The 16,140-nt window shown below is 68.4% G+C and carries 15 protein-coding genes; 5 read left to right on the top strand and 10 right to left on the bottom strand.

Annotation, left to right across the window (positions count from 1 at the left end):
* Positions 1–515 (top strand): PRC-barrel domain-containing protein (locus Q0112_RS17990; RefSeq protein ID WP_297977405.1); only part of this gene is annotated, 515 nt, incomplete at its 5' end.
* A gap of 152 nt (positions 516–667) precedes the next feature.
* Here the strand turns inward: Q0112_RS17990 and Q0112_RS17985 are convergent.
* From Q0112_RS17985 to Q0112_RS17940, 10 genes are all read right to left on the bottom strand, one after another.
* Positions 668–1,609 carry a TIM barrel protein gene (locus tag Q0112_RS17985; protein ID WP_297977404.1) on the bottom strand — a complete coding sequence of 314 codons (942 nt, stop codon included), beginning with the start codon at positions 1,607–1,609 and terminating at the stop codon, positions 668–670.
* Positions 1,596–1,880, bottom strand: a complete 285-nt coding sequence (locus Q0112_RS17980) for a putative quinol monooxygenase (protein WP_297977403.1) — start codon at positions 1,878–1,880, stop codon at positions 1,596–1,598. The genes Q0112_RS17985 and Q0112_RS17980 overlap by 14 nt, the downstream gene beginning before the upstream one ends.
* Positions 1,881–1,885: 5 nt before the next feature.
* Positions 1,886–2,827 (bottom strand): sugar phosphate isomerase/epimerase, encoded by a 942-nt coding sequence (locus tag Q0112_RS17975; RefSeq protein WP_297977401.1) that lies wholly within the window; start codon positions 2,825–2,827, stop codon positions 1,886–1,888.
* A 3-nt stretch (positions 2,828–2,830) separates the two neighbouring features.
* The gene (locus Q0112_RS17970) at positions 2,831–4,048 is read right to left on the bottom strand and encodes a Gfo/Idh/MocA family oxidoreductase (protein WP_297977400.1); all 1,218 of its coding nucleotides are present in this window, start codon (positions 4,046–4,048) and stop codon (positions 2,831–2,833) included.
* Between the two features lie 12 nt (positions 4,049–4,060).
* Positions 4,061–4,330, bottom strand: a complete 270-nt coding sequence (locus tag Q0112_RS17965) for a Gfo/Idh/MocA family oxidoreductase (RefSeq protein WP_297977398.1) — start codon at positions 4,328–4,330, stop codon at positions 4,061–4,063.
* A 94-nt stretch (positions 4,331–4,424) separates the two neighbouring features.
* The gene (locus tag Q0112_RS17960; protein WP_297977397.1) at positions 4,425–5,330 is read right to left on the bottom strand and encodes a sugar phosphate isomerase/epimerase family protein; all 906 of its coding nucleotides are present in this window, start codon (positions 5,328–5,330) and stop codon (positions 4,425–4,427) included.
* Positions 5,331–5,444: 114 nt separating this feature from the next.
* Complete coding sequence (locus Q0112_RS17955) at positions 5,445–6,272, bottom strand: ATP-binding cassette domain-containing protein (RefSeq protein ID WP_297977396.1); 828 nt, start codon at positions 6,270–6,272, stop codon at positions 5,445–5,447.
* Between the two features lie 11 nt (positions 6,273–6,283).
* Positions 6,284–7,363: an ABC transporter permease gene (locus tag Q0112_RS17950; protein ID WP_297977395.1), complete on the bottom strand. Its 1,080-nt coding sequence runs from the start codon at positions 7,361–7,363 to the stop codon at positions 6,284–6,286.
* A gap of 111 nt (positions 7,364–7,474) precedes the next feature.
* Positions 7,475–8,419 carry a sugar ABC transporter substrate-binding protein gene (locus tag Q0112_RS17945; protein ID WP_297977394.1) on the bottom strand — a complete coding sequence of 315 codons (945 nt, stop codon included), beginning with the start codon at positions 8,417–8,419 and terminating at the stop codon, positions 7,475–7,477.
* Positions 8,420–8,673: 254 nt separating this feature from the next.
* Positions 8,674–9,702: a LacI family DNA-binding transcriptional regulator gene (locus tag Q0112_RS17940; protein ID WP_297977393.1), complete on the bottom strand. Its 1,029-nt coding sequence runs from the start codon at positions 9,700–9,702 to the stop codon at positions 8,674–8,676.
* 228 nt (positions 9,703–9,930) lie between these two features.
* Between Q0112_RS17940 and Q0112_RS17935 the strand changes: the two genes are divergently transcribed.
* The 4 genes from Q0112_RS17935 (at position 9,931) to Q0112_RS17920 (ending at position 15,919) form a co-directional block, all read left to right on the top strand.
* Positions 9,931–10,893 (top strand): helix-turn-helix domain-containing protein, encoded by a 963-nt coding sequence (locus Q0112_RS17935; RefSeq protein ID WP_297977392.1) that lies wholly within the window; start codon positions 9,931–9,933, stop codon positions 10,891–10,893.
* Between the two features lie 81 nt (positions 10,894–10,974).
* Positions 10,975–12,381 carry an aldehyde dehydrogenase family protein gene (locus tag Q0112_RS17930; protein WP_297977391.1) on the top strand — a complete coding sequence of 469 codons (1,407 nt, stop codon included), beginning with the start codon at positions 10,975–10,977 and terminating at the stop codon, positions 12,379–12,381.
* Positions 12,382–12,403: 22 nt separating this feature from the next.
* Positions 12,404–14,386 carry a tyramine oxidase gene (locus tag Q0112_RS17925; protein ID WP_297977390.1) on the top strand — a complete coding sequence of 661 codons (1,983 nt, stop codon included), beginning with the start codon at positions 12,404–12,406 and terminating at the stop codon, positions 14,384–14,386.
* Between the two features lie 279 nt (positions 14,387–14,665).
* Positions 14,666–15,919 (top strand): ABC transporter substrate-binding protein, encoded by a 1,254-nt coding sequence (locus Q0112_RS17920; protein WP_297977389.1) that lies wholly within the window; start codon positions 14,666–14,668, stop codon positions 15,917–15,919.
* The last annotated feature ends 221 nt before the right edge of the window (positions 15,920–16,140 follow it).

Below are 16,140 nucleotides of genomic sequence, written 5' to 3'. Positions count from 1 at the left end.
GCAGGCGCCCTCGCATGCCTGCCCGTGACAGCGGAACGGTGCCCGGGCCGCCGCGTTCTCCTCCCATGCCAATCATGGAGGATACGCAGTTGGACCACACGACACACGAACGGCTCGCGACCAGCGAGCTGACGGAGGACAATCTCGTCGACGCGACGATCTACGGTCCCGACGACGAGACGATCGGCAGCATCTCGCACATGCACGGCTCGGGCTCCGAAGCCAGGGTCGTGGTCGACGTCGGCGGCTTCCTGGGTATCGGCGCCAAGCCGGTGGCTCTGCCAGTGGGCCAGCTCGATGTCATGCGCGACGCGGAGGGGATCGTCCACGCGACGACCTCCCTGTCCAAGGCCGAGTTGAAGGCGCTGCCCGAACACCGGGACCAGCCGGAGGACCACAGCTACGTCCGGTCTGCCGGACGCAAGGAAATGGACGCGCCCCCGAAGACCTGGTCAAAGACGGACGAGGAAGTCGACGAATCCTTCCCCGCCTCCGACCCACCCGGCAACTATTGATCCGTTCAGGACGACGGTCGGGGGCGGTCCTTCGGGGCCGCCCTCCGCACCAATCGCGGTCGCCGATGCCTCGCCGACGGTCTCGCCGGCCCTGAGCCGATAGAGCGAGAAGTCGATGTAGCGCCAGCGGAGACAAGCGTGATGCCGGTTCCTCAGAAGCCTGCCTGGCGCAGGAAGTCGCGGCTCGCGGTGAGGTCCGCGAGCGACCCGTCGGCATTCCGCGGATCGCGCTCCTGCTCGATGGTGATGTAGCCGCCGTAGCCGATCTCGCCGAGGAGCCGGTGGATGGCGGAGTAGTCGATGCGGCCTCGGCCGATCGGGCACATCACGCCCTCGGCGCAGGCCTCGAAGAAGCGGATGCGGCGCCCCTTGACGTCGGCGTATTTCGCCGCGTCGATGTCCTTGAAGTGGATGTAGTCGATGCGGTCGGCATAGTCCCGGATCGTCGCCACCGGGTCCATTCCGGAATAGTCGAGGTGGCCGGTGTCCAGGCAGAGGCCTGCGGTGGCGGGGCCGATGTCGGAGGCGATGCGGTCGATCTCGTCGGCAAACTCGATATAGCCGCCGGCGTGCGGATGGATGACGGCGCGCACGCCGTGGCGGTCGCGGGCGAACTCGGCGATGGCGCGGATGTTGGCGACCATGCCCGCCCAGGCGTCGGCATCGAGGCGTGGGGCCCGCTCGGAGTGGCCGGCGGCATAGTCCCGCTCGTCGTGGCCCCAGTCCATCACCGTCAGGTAGGGCGCCGGGTAGCGTTGGCCGGCGTGGCTCCGCGGCGGCGGCAGGGCCGTGACGAAGGCGCAGATCTCATCGGTCTGGCGCAGCAGGCTGTCGCGGTTTGCCGGGCTGACCAGGTCGTCGAAGATCGTGCCGGCGACGATCCGGAGGCGTCGGTCGTCGAGGGCGCTCCCCACGCGGGCGACGTCGAGCGGCATGTAGCCGTAGGGGCCGAGCTCGAGGCCGCCGAAGCCGGCGGCGGCCGCCTCGTCGAGCACCCGCTCCCAGGGCGGGAGGTGCGGGTTCTTCACGTCGTCCACGCCCCAGCAGCAGGGGGCGCAGGTGATGGTGACGGGCAGGCTGTCAGGATGCGGCATCGATGATCTCGAAGAGGGAGCTGCGGTGCTTCGGCTCGTGGAAGGCGATCCAGTCTCTGGTGTGCTCCTGCTGCATGTGGAAGTCGTGGGCCTCCTTCGACGTCAAGGACTCGACGAAGACCAGCCGGTCCGGATCGTCGGTGCAGGTGAAGAAGTCGTAGGCGATGCAGCCCGGCTCGGCCCGCGTCGCCGCCTGCACCGCGGGGGCGCGGGCGAGCACGTCGTCCCGCGTCCCCGGCTGCAGCTCGATCGAGATGATGAACTTGTACACTCGTCTTACCGGCTGATGGTGGCCTGCAGCGCATCGATGGAGGACCGGATGCCCGCCTCGGTCGACATGGTGAAGTCTTCCATCTCGAGGCTGACCCAGCCGTTGTAGCCCATCATCCGGACCACCGAGAAGAACTCCTTCCACCATTGCAGGTCGCGCCCGGCGCCGACGGCGACGTAGTTCCAGCTGCGGTTGGCGACGTCGGTCACCTCCTTCAGCTCGAGGAGGCCATTCACGTCGGCGAGGCCGCGCTCGATGCGGGTGTCCTTGCCGTGGCAGTGGTGGATGGCGCCCTTCAGCGCGCGGGCCGAGGCGATCGGGTCGGCACCCATCCACATCAGGTGCGAGGGGTCGAGGTTCATGCCGATCTTCAGGCTGACGGCGTCGCGCAGGCGGAAGAGGGTCTCGGGGTTCCAGACCAGCATGGCGGAGAAGTTCTCAAGTGCGTAGCGCTCGACGCCGACCTCGTCGGCGAGCTTCACCATCCTCTCCCAGAAGGGGAAGGCGCAGTCCTCCCACTGGTAGCGGTCGCGCTCCGGCATCTCGTCGGGCCAGCTCCTGGTGTAGACGAGCCAGTTCGGGACCGTGTCGCCGGGCGCCGCCGGCGGCAGGCCGGACATGGCGACGACGGTCCTGACGCCGATCTCGCCGGCGAGGCGGACCGTCTCCTCCATCTCCTTGCGGTGGCGGGCGCCCATCGGGCCGGGGTCGAGGGGGTTGGCCGAGCAGTTGAGGGCGGCGATCTCGAGGCCGCGCGCCTCGATCTCCCTGAGCGCGGCCCTCAGCTTGCCCTTGTCGGCGAGGAGTGCATCGGCGCGGAAGTGCGGGCCCCTGGACCAGCCGCCTCCGGTCATCTCGATGCCCTCGACGCCGAGCTTCACGCACTTGTCGAGCATGTCGGCGAAGGCGAGATCGCCCATCACGTCGGTGCAGATGGAAAGTCTCATGGCTCAAGCGTCCTGCGTCTCGGTGGATTTCGTCCTGGTGGCGGCCGGGTCGTAGTCGACCCAGACGGAGCCGGCGTCGGCCGAACGGACGCAGGCTTCGAGCCAGCGCACGCCCTCGGTGCCGGCGTCGATGCCGGGGTAGTGGTGGGTCGCGAGGAAGGCCTCGTCGCCGCGGATCTTCGCGTCGATCGCCTGGGCGATCCAGAGGTAGATGTTGGCCCAGCTGTCGCCGAGGCCCTCGGTGTGCAGCGCGCCCATCCGGTCGACGGCGAGGCTCTCGGCCTCGAGGTAGGGCATGCCGTGGTGCAGGATGCGGCCGGGCTCGCCCTGGACCTCGTAGATCAGCTGGTCGGGGTGCGAGTCGGTCCACTCGACCGAGGCCTTGGAGCCGACGAAGCGGTAGCGCTGGCTGCCCATGTTGCCGGCATTGACCGAGGAGACCCAGAGCCGCCCGACGGCGCCGTTGTCGTAGTGCGCGAGAACGTACGCGTTGTCCTCCAGCGGGGCGCGCGACTTGATGAAGGACTGGCGGTCGCAGAGCAGCCGCTCGATCCGCATGTGCGGCAGCACCATCTCCGAGAGGTAGTAGAGGTGCGTGCCGATGTCGCCGAGGACGAAGGTCGGGCCGGAGGTCTTCGGATTCGTCCGCCATTTCTGCGCCTCGGAGGCGTTGGCGTCGTCGCCGGCGTTGAATCCGTGGGTGTACTGGAGATCGGCCATGCGGATCTCGCCGAGCATTCCCTTCCTCACCATCGCCGCCATCTGGTGGACGAGCGGGTGGCCGGTGAAGCCGTAGGTGACGCCGACGATCAGGCCCTTCCTCTCGGCCAACGCCCCGATTTCGTCGCACTCGGCGACGGTGAAGAAGAGCGGCTTCTCGCAGATGACGTGGATACCGGCCTCGAGGAGCGCCTTGGTGATCTCGTAGTGCGAGAAGTTCGGCGTCGCGACGGTGACGACCTCGACGCCGTCGTCGCGCTTCGCCTCCTCGGCTATCAGCGTCCTGTAGTCGGGATACAGCCGCTCCCCAGCGACGCCGAGGTTCAGGCCGAAGTCGCGTCCCCGTGCGGCGTCGACGTCGAAGGCGCCGCAGACCAGGCGATAGGCGGTGTTGTCGCGCAGCGCGCCGGTGCGGTGCTTGTAGCCGACCTGACCGGTGCGGCCGCCGCCGACCATGCCCCAGCGCAGCGGGCGGTCGATGAGCTTCTCTCCGTTGTACATCTGTCCTGTCCTTCAGCGTCGGGCCGCGGCGGCGACCGGTGTCGTGTAGAGCGAGGGCGTGTCCCGCATGATGACCTTCTCCAGCCCGCCGCTCTCGGCGGCGCGCAGCGCGGCGTCGGCGACCAGGGTCGCGGCGTAGCCGTCCCAGGTGCTCGGGCCGGTCGCGGTGCCGGCGCCGGCGGCGACGATCCACTCGCGGAATTCCTGGTCGTAGGCCTCGATGAAGCGCTCGCGCCAGTCCTCGGGCATCGCCTGCCGGATGCCGTGGCGATCGCTGACCACGGTCGCCAGGCGGTTCGGCAGGCTGGCGACGCCGGCAGCCGGCGGATGTGGTCCTGGCCGATCATCCCGGTGCCGATGACTCCGACCTTCAGGCTCACTTCACCCCCCAGAACTTGTCGACATAGCGCTGCATCTCGGCGCGCATGAAGCGGCCCGACGCGTCGGCCTTCTCCTCCCAGGCGAAGACGCAGGCGGTCATGATCCCGTCGAAGCCGATCTCGGCGAGCGTGCCGAAGAAGTCGTCCCACGGCACTTCGCCCTGGCCGATGTCGAGATGCTGGTGCACGCGCGCCTGGGTGCCGGGCGGGTTGAGGATGTAGCGCAGGCCGGAGCTGGCCTTGTGGTTGAAGGTGTCGCCGACGTGGACATGGGCGAGCACGTCCGCGCTCTCGCGCAGCATCGCCGCGGTGTCGTCGCCGAAGTAGAAGGTGTGCGGGGCGCAGTAGAGGAACCTGACCCGGGGGGAGTTCACCGTGCGGATGATGTCGAGGGCCGGCTGGATCGTCTCGCACCAGTCCTCCGGGTGCGGCTCGACGTGGAGGTTGATCCCCTCCCTCTCGAAGACCGGCACCAGCTCCTCCATCGAGCGCCACCAGGCGTCCTCGCAGACCTCGATCATGCTGCCGGTGTGGCAGCAGTAGCAGGAGCCCTTGTCGGGGTGCGGGCCGCGGCCGAACTCGGAGTTCATCGTGTCGACGCCGAGCTCGACGGCGATCTCGATCGCGCGCTTCCAGTGCCGGACCGCCGCCTGGCGCTCGGCCTCGTCGTTCGAGGCCCAGCGGTACATCGGCAGCAGCGAGGCGATGCCGACACTGGCGTCGGAGAGCGCCTTTTTCACCGCCTTGATCCGGTCGGGGAAGACGCGCGGCGCCTTGAACCATTCGAGGAAGTCGCCGCGCGGCGAGAGCTCGATCCACTCGTAGCCGAGCTCGGCGACCTTCGAGGGCAGCGCCTCGAGCGACAGGTGGCGGTGCATGAAGGGGTCGAGGGCGATTCTCATGATGGCTCCGGTTAAGCCTCGGTTCCGCCGCACCCGGCAGCGTCGACGGCCCGCTTGACGGCGGATGCTGTTCCGCCACCCGCCCGGCGCCGGCCGGGCGGGTGGCCGGGCTCGTCAGGCCGCATCGGCGTACTCGGCCTGCGTCTTGGCGCCGGTGATGTAGGCGACGACGTCCTGGCCGTCGGTCTCCTCCTTGCGGAGGTTGGCGCAGATGCGCCCGCGCCGCCACACCACGATCCGGTCGCAGAGGTCCATCACCTGGCGCATGTTGTGGCTGATGAGGATCAGCGGCTCGCCCTGCTCCTTCAGCGTGCGGATGATGTTCTCGACCTGGGCGGTCTCCTGCACCCCGAGCGCCGCCGTCGGCTCGTCCATGATGGTGAGCTTGGAGTGGAAGGTCGCGGTGCGGGCGATCGCCACGCACTGGCGCTGGCCGCCGGACATGTTCTGGATCGTGTTCGAGATGTTCGGGATCTTCACCCCGGTCTTCTTCAGCCCGGCCAGCGTCGCCTCGCGCATCCCCTTGTAGTCGAGGATCGAGAAGGGCCCGAGGTTGAAGAGCACCTTCTCGCGCCCGAGGAAGAGGTTGTCCGGCACGTCGAGATGATCGGCGAGCGCGAGGGTCTGGAAGACCGTCTCGATCCCCGCCTCGCGCGCCTCGAGCGGTCCGTCGAAGTCGACATACTGCCCGTTGAACCAGACCTTGCCGCTGGTCCGCTTCTCGACCGCGGTGATCTGGCGGACGAAGGTCGACTTGCCGGCGCCGTTGTCGCCCATGATCGCGACGTGCTCGCCCTTGCGGATCTCGAAGTTGCAGTCGATGAGGGCATGGACGCCGCCGTAGTGCTTGGTCAGCCCCTCGGTGCGGAGGATGACCTCGCCGAACGTCGTGTCGGCGTGGGGGGCGTCGCGCCCGGAGATGTTCGTCTGGATGTCGCTCATCGCTCTCTCCCTCAGGTCCGTGACGCGGCGCGGCGCTGGCGCCACTGGTCGAGGACGACGGCCCCGACGATGATCGCGCCCTTGACCATCTCCTGGTAGTAGGCGTCGAGCTTGAGGAAGGTGAACCCGGAGATGATGACGCCGAAGATCAGCGCGCCGAGCACCGTGCCGAGGATCGAGCCGCGGCCGCCCGAGAGGCTGACCCCGCCGATGACCGTCATGGCGATGGCGTCGAGCTCGTACATCGTCCCCATGCCGGCCTGAGCCGTGAGGTTCTTCGAGGAGAGCACGATCGCCGCGATCGAGGCGAGGACGGCCGCGATCGTGTAGACCATGACCTTGTGGCGGTCGACCTTGATCCCCGACATCCGCGCCGCCGCCTCGTTCGAGCCGATGGCGTAGGTGTGCTTGCCGTAGACGGTGTAGCGCAGGATCAGGTGGAAGAGGATCGCGAGCGCGATGAAGATGAAGACCGGCGTCATGCCCTTGCCGATCGCGGCGTAGCCCTCGGTCGGGAAGCTGATCGGCTCGCCCTTGGACCACCATTTGGCAACGCCGCGGGCGGTCACCATCATGCCGAGGGTGGCGATGAAGGGCGGGATCCGCGTGTAGGCGATCAGGAAGCCGTTGATCAGGCCGGCGAAGACGCCGCAGCAGATGCCGACCAGCACCGGCACGATCATCGGCAGATCCTGCCAACCCTCGGGCAGCATCATCTTCGGGTTCGGCTGGCCGTTGACCAGCGACACCTGGGCAAAGCTCATCGCGATCATCGCGGTGGCGCCGACGATCGAGCCCGAGGAGAGGTCGATGCCGCCGAGGATGATCACCTGGGTGACGCCGAGCGCGATGATGCCGACGATCGACACCTGCAGGATGATGATCGTCAGCCGGGCGGTGTTGAAGATCGAGGTCGCGTTCGGTCGGGTGTTGAACAGGAACGAGTCACCCATGAGCAGCCAGCCGAGCGCCTCGAAGACGGCGACGAGCAGGATGAGGGCGAAGAAGACGTTGAGTTCCGGCGGGCGATGCCGCTTCGATGCGTCGAAGGTCAGGCCGCCGACGCCATGGGTGGTCTGGGACTGCGCCATGTTCGGTTTCCTAAGTGCGACGTCCCGAGGGCGAAACCTGTCCGTCGCGGATGCGGGTAGGGCGGGCCGGCGCTCGCCGCCGGCCCGAGGAGCCATGTGCGCGGGGCCGGCTCAGTTCTTGGCGAGGAAATCGCCGATGTTGGCGGGCGTGACGAGCTGGAAGGGGATGTAGACCTTCTGGTCGACCGCCTCGCCCTTGGCGAGCGCCAGCGCCGCGTCGAGCGCGCCCTTGCCCTGGCCGGCCGCGTCCTGGAACACGGTCGCATCGAGATCGCCCGCCTGCATCGCCTGGAGCGCGTCCTGGGTCGCGTCGACGCCCCCGACCACGACGGACTTCATGTCGATGCCGGCCGCCTTCATCGCCTGGATGGCGCCGATCGCGCTCTCGTCGTTGTTGGCGATCACGCCGTCGAACTCGGCGCCGGTCGAGAGCCAGTTCGTCATCAGGTTCGCCGCCTGGTCGCGCATCCAGTTCGACGTCTGCTTGTCGATGATGCTGATCTTCACGCCGCAGTCCGACCCGTCGATGACGTCGTGGATGTCCTGGGTCCGCTGCTGCGCCGCCTGGTTCGAGAGCTCGCCCATGATGACGTAGACGTTGGCCTCGGTCTTGCCGGCCTCCTTGAACAGGCGGCAGACCTCCTGGGTCTCGAGCGTGCCCGACTCGCGTTCGTCGGAGCCGACGAAGGCCTGGTTGTCGGGCAGGCTGTCGACGTTGATCGGCTGGCGGTTGACGAAGACCAGCGGGATGCCGGCGCTCGCGGCCGCCTCCGACATCGCCTGGGTGGCGGAGGTGTCGACCGGGTTGACGATGATCGCATCGACCCCGGAGGCGACGAAGTTGTTGATCTGGTCGAGCTGCTTCGCGACGTCGTTCTGGGCGTCCTCGACCTGGACGTCGACGTCGTCGAGGGTGCCGGCGTACTGGACGACCCCGTTCCGGAGCACGGTCAGGAAGTTGTCGTCGAAGAGCGCCATCGAGACGCCGACGTTCGCTGCCGAGGCGGCTCCCGCGAGGGAAACGAGGACGGCGGCCGAGGCCAGGAGTTTTTTCATTCAATCCTCCGCTAGGCGCGCGACGAGCGCCTTCTGTCATTGCTTTTGTCAGGGAGGATTGAGCGTGCGGAGCGGATGCACCCTGGAAGGTGGATTTCCTCCGGCCCGCGGTTCGGTTCCCCCCCGGCCACTCTTGCTTCATGTGGCCTGCAAACGGAATGCCCCCAAACCGGCCATCCGTCAATCACGAAGACGGCGAGACTCCATCATTCATGCTGTAGAATGATGGAGGATAGTGATGGCTTTCTATCAGATCAGAGCGACTCCGGCGTCCAGATCTCGAACGGAAGGAACCGCTGGCCCGGCGATCCGGTCATGCCTTTCTCGACCGTGTGGACCATCAGCGGCACGAGTTCGGCGCCGAGCTGGCGCAAGGGTGTTCCCATGACGATCTTGACCGTTCCGTCCTGAAGCGCCTGACGGGAGTCGTCGGTGAGCTCGTTCACCACCAGCATGACCTCCTGCGCCCGCCCGGATTCCCGCAGTGCCGCGATCGCCCCTTCCATGCCGCCGCCTGCGCAGTAGATGCCGACGAGGTCGGGGTGCTTCTCCAGGATGGCGTGCGTCGTCTCGTAGGTGACCTGGCGCTCTTCGAGGTTGAGCAACGCGCCGAGCATCTCGAGGTCGGGTGCGTATTCGCGGAAGGCGCTGCGGAGGCCGGTCTCCCGCAGCTCGTGACCGTGGTATCGGTGCCCGCCGACGAAGGCGGCGACCTTTCCCGGGCGCCGGGCGATGTTGGACATCAGCCAGCCGATCGCCCGCCCGACCTTGAGATTGTTCAGACCGACGTAGCTCTCCCGCACGTCCTGGGCGAAGTCGGACAGGAGCGAGAAGGTCGGGATGCCGGCGGCGCGGAGGTCGGCGACGGCGCGCGTGACCTCGTGATGGTCGAGCCCGGTCGCGGCCACGGCCTGCACCTTGCCCGCCATCGAGGCGAGGAGCCCGGCGAGCTCGGCCGGGCGGGTGCTCTCGGCGAAGCGGATGGTCGCGCGCAGCCGGTGGCCGGTGTGCGCCCGGAGCTGGTCGTCGATCTCCTTGGCGAAGGCCTTGTAGAAGGCGTGCGCGCTCTTCTGCAGGATGATGCCGAAATGCATCTCCGGCAGGTCGGAGAGGATGCGGCTGTGAATCGCGTTCGCGCCGTGGAAGCCGATGCGCCGGGCTGCCTCGTGCACCCGCCGCGCGGTTTCCTCGCGCACCTTCAGGCGGCCGTTCAGCACCCGGTCGACCGTCGCCACGCTGACGCCGGCCTCGCGCGAGAGGTCTGCGATCGTCGCTCGCTTCATGACGTTCAACCCTTCCCGCGTGATGCAATGGCATCATGGTGATGGTGACGTCATATACGCTTGGCGCTTCGAAGCCAACGCTCCGGCGAGATGCTCCGGCCGGAGCCGCGACCGGCGTCCGCTTCCGCGTGGATGGCCGGTTTGAGCTGTCGCCCCACCGAAACGGCCAAAAAAAGACTCGGGCGCGGCCTGCTTCGGAAGTAGAAGAAGTGGCCCCGGAGGACCATCTTGCGCTTGCTGACCACGGATGCCCCGAGCCCCAGGCCCGTCGAGGTGCTGCAGGACGAGCTCCGGTCCGTCTGCGGCCTGTTTTCGATCGAGCCGCGCCCGCAGGCCCGGGGCATCGTCGCCGGCAACGTCGGCCGGCGCCGCTTCGGCGGCGTCGACACCGCGATCGTGTCGCTCGACGCGGAGCGGGTGGTTCGCGACGCGCGGTCGGTGCGCGCCGAGCCGGGCGAGCATCTCTTCCTGCTCGTCCAGGAGGTCGGCTTCAGTCGAGTGGTGCAGGGCGGTGCGGCGGCCGAGCTTACGCCCGGGGACATGTACCTCGTCGACTCCGTCCTGCCGTCGGAGTTCCTCTATCCCGGCAGCTCGACGCAGGTCTCGCTGCACTTTCCGCGGCGCGAGATGCTGGGCCGCTTCGGTGGCATCTGCACCGGCGGCACGATGATCAGCCGCGAAGACCCGCTGCTCGCCGCCATGCGCGCCGTGGTGGTCAAGATGGCGGTCGAGCAGGCCGCGGCCAGCGTCACGCTCGGCGAGGCCTTCCTCGGGCTGCTCGGCGCCTATTTCCACTGCCGCCAGTCGCAGATGTCGCCGCGGGACCGCGCGGCGAGCGCGGTCCTCTCGCGCGCGCTCGCCATGATCGACCGCCGCTTCCGCGACCCCGCCTTCGGACCGGCGGAGCTGGCCGAGCGGCTGAACGTCTCGGAGCGCACGCTCCAGCGGCATTTCCAGGCGCTCGGGGAGACCGCCAGCCGGCGCATCCTTGCCGTCCGCCTGAAGGCCGCGCACGCCGAGCTCGTCGGCGCCCGGGCTGCGGCGGGAACGGCCACTGTCGCCGCGATCGCCTTCGGCAGCGGCTTCAACGATCTCTCCCATTTCTACCGGGAGTTCAGGGCGACCTACGGCGTCCCGCCGGGCGCTGCGATGCGCGGACTGGCGGCCGAGTCCAAGTCTGCTGGCGGCTGACGCCAAGAATCCCTCCGCCGCGGCCACTAACCTGCCGCCCGATGCGCCAGCACAAGGCGTGCCGGGAACGGAGGAGAAAGCATGATCGACGCCCGCCTGACCATCGACGGTCGGCCCATGACCACGGCCGGGACCTTCGCCGTCCTGAACCCCTCGACCGGCGCGGAAGCCGGCCGCGCGCCGAACGCCGGCCAGGCCGAGCTCGACGCCGCGGTCGCCGCCGCCGGGCGCGCGTTCCCATCCTGGTCCGCCCAGGACGATGCCACCCTCCGCGAGGCCTGCCAGGCGGTGACCGCCAGGCTGCAGGAGCATGCCGAGGAGCTCGCCCGCATCCTGACCCTCGAGCAGGGCAAGCCGCTCAACGGCCTCGGCTCGCGCTGGGAGATGGGCGGCGCCGCCGCCTGGGCCGGTTACACCGCCGGCCTCGCGCTGCCGGTAGAGGTGCTGCAGGACACCAACGAGGGCCGGGTCGAGCTGCACCGCAAGCCACTGGGCGTCGTCGGCTCGATCACGCCCTGGAACTTCCCGGTGATGATCGCGGTCTGGCACGTCCTGCCCGCGCTCCGCACTGGCAACACCGTCGTCCTCAAGCCCTCGCCCTACACGCCGCTCGCGACGCTCCGGATGGTCGAGATCCTGAACGAGGTGCTGCCGGCGGGCGTGCTGAACTCGGTCAGCGGCGACGACAGGAGCTTCAACATTGGCGCGGCCATGTCCTCGCACCCCGGCATCGCCAAGATCGTCTTCACCGGGTCGAGTGGCACCGGCCGGCAGGTGATGCGCTCGGCGGCGGAGACGCTGAAGCGGCTGACCCTCGAGCTCGGCGGCAACGACGCGGGCATCGTCCTGCCCGACGCCGACCCGGCGAAGATCGCCGAAGGCCTCTTCTGGGGCGCCTTCATCAACAACGGCCAGACCTGCGCCGCGATGAAGCGGCTCTACGTCCACGAGTCGATCCACGACGCGGTCTGTGAGGCGCTCGCCGCCTATGCCCGGGCCATCCCGGTCGGCGACGGCCTCGACGAGGCGAGCGCGCTCGGCCCGGTGCAGAACCGCATGCAGTTCGACAAGGTCGCGCGGCTCGTCGCCGACGCGGCGGAGCGTGGCAAGGTGCTGGTCGGGGGCGCTCCCGGTGACGGCCTCTTCTTCCCGCCGACGATCGTCGCGGGGCTCGCCAACGGCGACCCGCTGGTCGACGAGGAACAGTTCGGCCCGGCGCTGCCGGTGATCCGCTACTCCGACGTCGAGGAGGCGATCGCCGCCGCCAACGACAGCCCCAACGGACTCGGCGGCTCGGTCTGGTCCTCTGACATCGACGCGGCCAAGGCAGTGGCGAAGCGCATGGAGTGCGGCTCGGTCTGGATCAACAAGCACGGCGCGATCCAGCCCAACGCGCCCTTCGGCGGCATCAAGTCCTCGGGCCTCGGGGTCGAGTTCGCCGAGGACGGGCTCAAGGAATACACCTCCGCCCAGGTGATCTTCAGCTGACGAACAACAGGGAGAAGCAAGCATGACGTTCACGCGATACCTCGCCGGAACCGCGCTCGCCGCCACGCTGACGGCCGGCGCGCTCTCGGCGCACCCGCTCGACGGGATCACCGCCGAGGAATACCAGAAGATCAACGAGATCCTGCGCACCGCCGGCACGGTCGACGACGAGACGCTCTATCCGCTGATCGAGCTCAGGGAGCCGCCGAAGGCCGAGGTCTACGCCTTCCAGTCAGGCGGCGCCACGCCCGACCGCAAGGCGACCGTGCATTACACCGGCGCCGACAGCTTCCGCGAGGCGGTCGTCAACATCACCCAAGGCACCGTCGAGAGCGACGCGCCCACCCCCGGCCAGCCGATGGTGCTCTTCACCGAGTTCATGGGCGCGATGACCGGCGCGCTCGGCCATCCGGACATGGTCGCCGGCCTCGAAAAGCGCGGCCTGACCCCGGAGCAGGCCTTCTGCCTGCCGCTGACCGCCGGCAACTTCTTCACCGAGGAATACCAGGGCACCCGGCTGATGCGCGTTCCCTGCTACCAGGCGCCCTCCGGCTCGAACTTCTACGCCAAGCCGATCGAGGGCCTGTTCGCGGTCTACGACCTCGCGACGAAAGAGGTGGTCCGCGTCATCGACACCGGGGCGATCCCGCTCCCGACCGACCCCTGGGGCTACACCGAGGAGGAGGTGGCCGCCCGCACGCCCCTGCGCCCGGAGTCCAATCCCGCCACCCTCTCCCAGCCGGCCGGCCCGAACTTCAAGCTCGACGGCAGCCACCTCGAATGGGACATCTGGCGGCTCAACTTCCGCATCGACAAGCGGCCGGGCTTCGTCGTCTCGAACCTCGACGTCAAGGACGGCGACGACTGGCGCACCGTCATCTACCAGGCGCACCTCTCCGAGGTCTTCGTGCCCTACATGGACCCCTCCGAGGGCTGGTACTGGCGGACCTACATGGACTCCGGGGAATACGGCTTCGGCCTCTTCCTGACCCCGCTCACGCCGAACGTCGACTGCCCGTCCTACGCGACCTACCTGCCGGCGCTGATCGCCGACGACTTCGGCAAGCCGCTCGAGATCCCGAACGCGATCTGCATCTTCGAGCGCGACATCGGCGACCCGGCCTGGCGGCACTTCGAGGTCTTCGCCCAGACCCCGGAGCAGCCGCTGCCCGCCGAGGGCCGGCCGGCGACCGAGCTCGTCATCCGCACCGCGTCGGAGGTCGGCAACTACGACTACCTGATCGACTACCGCCTGAAGCAGTCGGGCCAGCTCGAGATCAAGATCGGCGCGACCGGCCTCGATGCGGTCAAGGGCGTCGCCGCCATGTCGATGAACGACCCGACGGCCGAGGCCGACACCGAGTACGGCACGCTGATCGCGCCGAACCTCGTGGCGGCGAACCACGACCACTATTTCAACTTCCGCATCGACTTCGACGTGGACCAGCCGAAGAACCACTTCGGCACCATGAACATCGTCCCCGCTGAGGTCGCCGACGACTCGCGCCGCCGCTCGCTCTGGAAGGTCGAGGAGCGGATTCCGCATTCGGAGCTCGAGGCGCGCTACAGGATCTCCTCGATGGATCCGAAGCACTTCCACATCTCGAACCCGGCGCGCGAGGGTTACCTCGGCCACACGCCCGGCTGGATGATCCATCACGGCGACGTCGCCTACGGTCCGTTCGACTTCCAGAACGACCCGCCCTTCAAGCGCAACGCCTACATCGACTATTCGGTCTGGGTCACCCCCTACGACCCCGCCCAGCGCTACGCCGGCGGCAGCTTCGCGATGCAGAGCGACGGCACCGACACCCTGGCCGAGTGGGTGAAGGCCGACCGGTCGCTGATGGACGAGGACATCGTCACCTGGTTCTCCGCCGGCTTCCACCACATCCCGCGCATGGAGGACTGGCCGGTGATGTCGACCGAGTGGAAGACCGTCCACATCATGCCGCACAACTTCTTCGCCCATAACCCGGCGATGACCATCCGCTCCAACCAGTGAGCCCCCCCCTCCCTCGAAGCACGGATGTTCGCCGAGCACGGCGTGACCCCGAGGCCGTGGGCGCACCGCTCACGCGCCGCGACTTCCTGATCTCCGCTGCCGCCGTCGCCAAAGGGATTGCCGCGGGGCGTGCGTGCGCGAAGGCATGACATCGACGAGGGTCCGCCACGAGCTCCGATCCGACTTCTGATTTAGATCAAAGCGCGTTTCCGCGATGCCACGCACGATGGCATATTCAGTCGGGCGTAACCCGGCAGGCAAGACAAGGGAGGGAAGCGCATGAAACTCTTCGCGCGAAATCTTACACTGGCATGCGGGATCGGCCTGCTGGCCGGCTCCGCACCGGCGGTCGCCGGCGGGAGCGTCGAGGTGCTGCACTGGTGGACCTCGGGAGGCGAGGCCAAGGCTATCGGAGAGCTGAAGAGCTCGTTCGAGGCGCAGGGCGGAACGTGGATCGACTCGCCGATCGCCGGGGGCGGCGGCGATCCGGCGATGACTGCACTCCGGGCACGGGTCATGGCCGGCAACCCGCCCTCCGCGGTGCAGCTGAAGGGGCCCGGCATCCAGGAGTGGGCCCAGGAAGGCGGCGTTGCCGACGTGGACGACGTGGCCCAGGCGGAGCACTGGGACGACGTGCTTCCGCCCGTGCTCGCCAGCATCATGAAATACGAGGGCAAGTACGTCGCGGCCCCGGTCAACATCCACCGCGTCGACTGGCTCTGGGCTAACCCCGAGCTGCTGGCGCAGGTGGGCGCCGAGGTTCCTACGACCTGGGAGGAGTTCAACGCAACGGCGGAGAAGCTCGAGGCCGCCGGCATCACCCCGCTCGCCCATGGCGGCCAGCCCTGGCAGGACGCCACCGTGTTCGAGGTGGTGGCGCTCGGGATCGGGGGGCCCGACTTCTACCAGAAGGCGCTCGTCGAGCTCGACCCGGAGGCGCTCCAGAGCGACACGATGATCGCCGTCTTCGACCAGATGCGCACGCTGCGCGGCTACGTCGACGAGGGGTTTCCGGGGCGCGACTGGAACCTCGCCACCGCGATGGTGATGAACGGCGAGGCCGCGTTCCAGATCATGGGCGACTGGGCGAAGGGCGAGTTCCTCGCCGCGGGCAAGGTGCCGGGCGAGGACGTCCTCTGCGCCCCGGCGCCCGGCAACGGCTTCATCCTGAATTCCGACTCGTTCGTGATGTTCGGAGTGCAGGGCGACGAGTGGGTGGAGGGCCAGAAGGTGCTGGCGAGCCTGATCATGTCGCCGGGGTTCCAGGAGACCTTCAACCTGGCCAAAGGCTCGATTCCGGCGCGCGTGGACGTCGCGCTCGACAAGTTCGACGTCTGCGCACAGAAGTCGCACGCCGATCTCACGACCGCGATCGGGACCAACGCCCTGGTGCCCAGCCTGGCGCACGAAATGGCGGTCCCGCGCTCGATCCGCGGCGAGATAATGGACGTCGTCACCGAGCACTTCAACACTGACATGAGCTCTCAGGATGCGGTTCAGCGGCTCGTCGACGCCATCCAGCGCGCCGGCTGACTCGCGGCCCGGGCCGTCCGCCCGGGCCCGACCCGGGCCCGGGCAGACGACCGTGGCCCCGATCAGGGCCGGACTTGCGCGGCTGCGCCGGGCGGACCTCTGGCTGCCCAAGGTGGTGGTCGCGCCGTCCTTCGCGGCAAGCCTCTTCTTCGTCTACGGCTTCATTCTCTGGACGGTCTGGATCTCCTTTACGCGCTCGGGGGTGCTGCCCCGCTACGAGC

Origin of the sequence: uncultured Amaricoccus sp., from assembly GCF_937858865.1 — a bacterium.
In the GTDB taxonomy this organism is placed as follows: Bacteria; Pseudomonadota; Alphaproteobacteria; order Rhodobacterales; family Rhodobacteraceae; genus Amaricoccus.
Note: the sequence above shows the minus strand (reverse complement) of the source record. Positions and strands in the feature narration are given on the sequence as shown.

Bases quoted from the DNA above. Each gene is read 5' to 3' on its own strand.
- Q0112_RS17985 (WP_297977404.1), bottom strand. From the start codon at position 1,609: ATGCCGCATCCTGACAGCCTGCCCGTCACCATCACCTGCGCCCCCTGC.
- Q0112_RS17975 (WP_297977401.1), bottom strand. From the start codon at position 2,827: ATGAGACTTTCCATCTGCACCGACGTGATGGGCGATCTCGCCTTCGCC.
- Q0112_RS17970 (WP_297977400.1), bottom strand. From the start codon at position 4,048: ATGTACAACGGAGAGAAGCTCATCGACCGCCCGCTGCGCTGGGGCATG.
- Q0112_RS17960 (WP_297977397.1), bottom strand. From the start codon at position 5,330: ATGAGAATCGCCCTCGACCCCTTCATGCACCGCCACCTGTCGCTCGAG.
- Q0112_RS17955 (WP_297977396.1), bottom strand. From the start codon at position 6,272: ATGAGCGACATCCAGACGAACATCTCCGGGCGCGACGCCCCCCACGCC.
- Q0112_RS17950 (WP_297977395.1), bottom strand. From the start codon at position 7,363: ATGGCGCAGTCCCAGACCACCCATGGCGTCGGCGGCCTGACCTTCGAC.
- Q0112_RS17945 (WP_297977394.1), bottom strand. From the start codon at position 8,419: ATGAAAAAACTCCTGGCCTCGGCCGCCGTCCTCGTTTCCCTCGCGGGA.
- Q0112_RS17940 (WP_297977393.1), bottom strand. From the start codon at position 9,702: ATGAAGCGAGCGACGATCGCAGACCTCTCGCGCGAGGCCGGCGTCAGC.
- Q0112_RS17930 (WP_297977391.1), top strand. From the start codon at position 10,975: ATGATCGACGCCCGCCTGACCATCGACGGTCGGCCCATGACCACGGCC.
- Q0112_RS17925 (WP_297977390.1), top strand. From the start codon at position 12,404: ATGACGTTCACGCGATACCTCGCCGGAACCGCGCTCGCCGCCACGCTG.
- Q0112_RS17920 (WP_297977389.1), top strand. From the start codon at position 14,666: ATGAAACTCTTCGCGCGAAATCTTACACTGGCATGCGGGATCGGCCTG.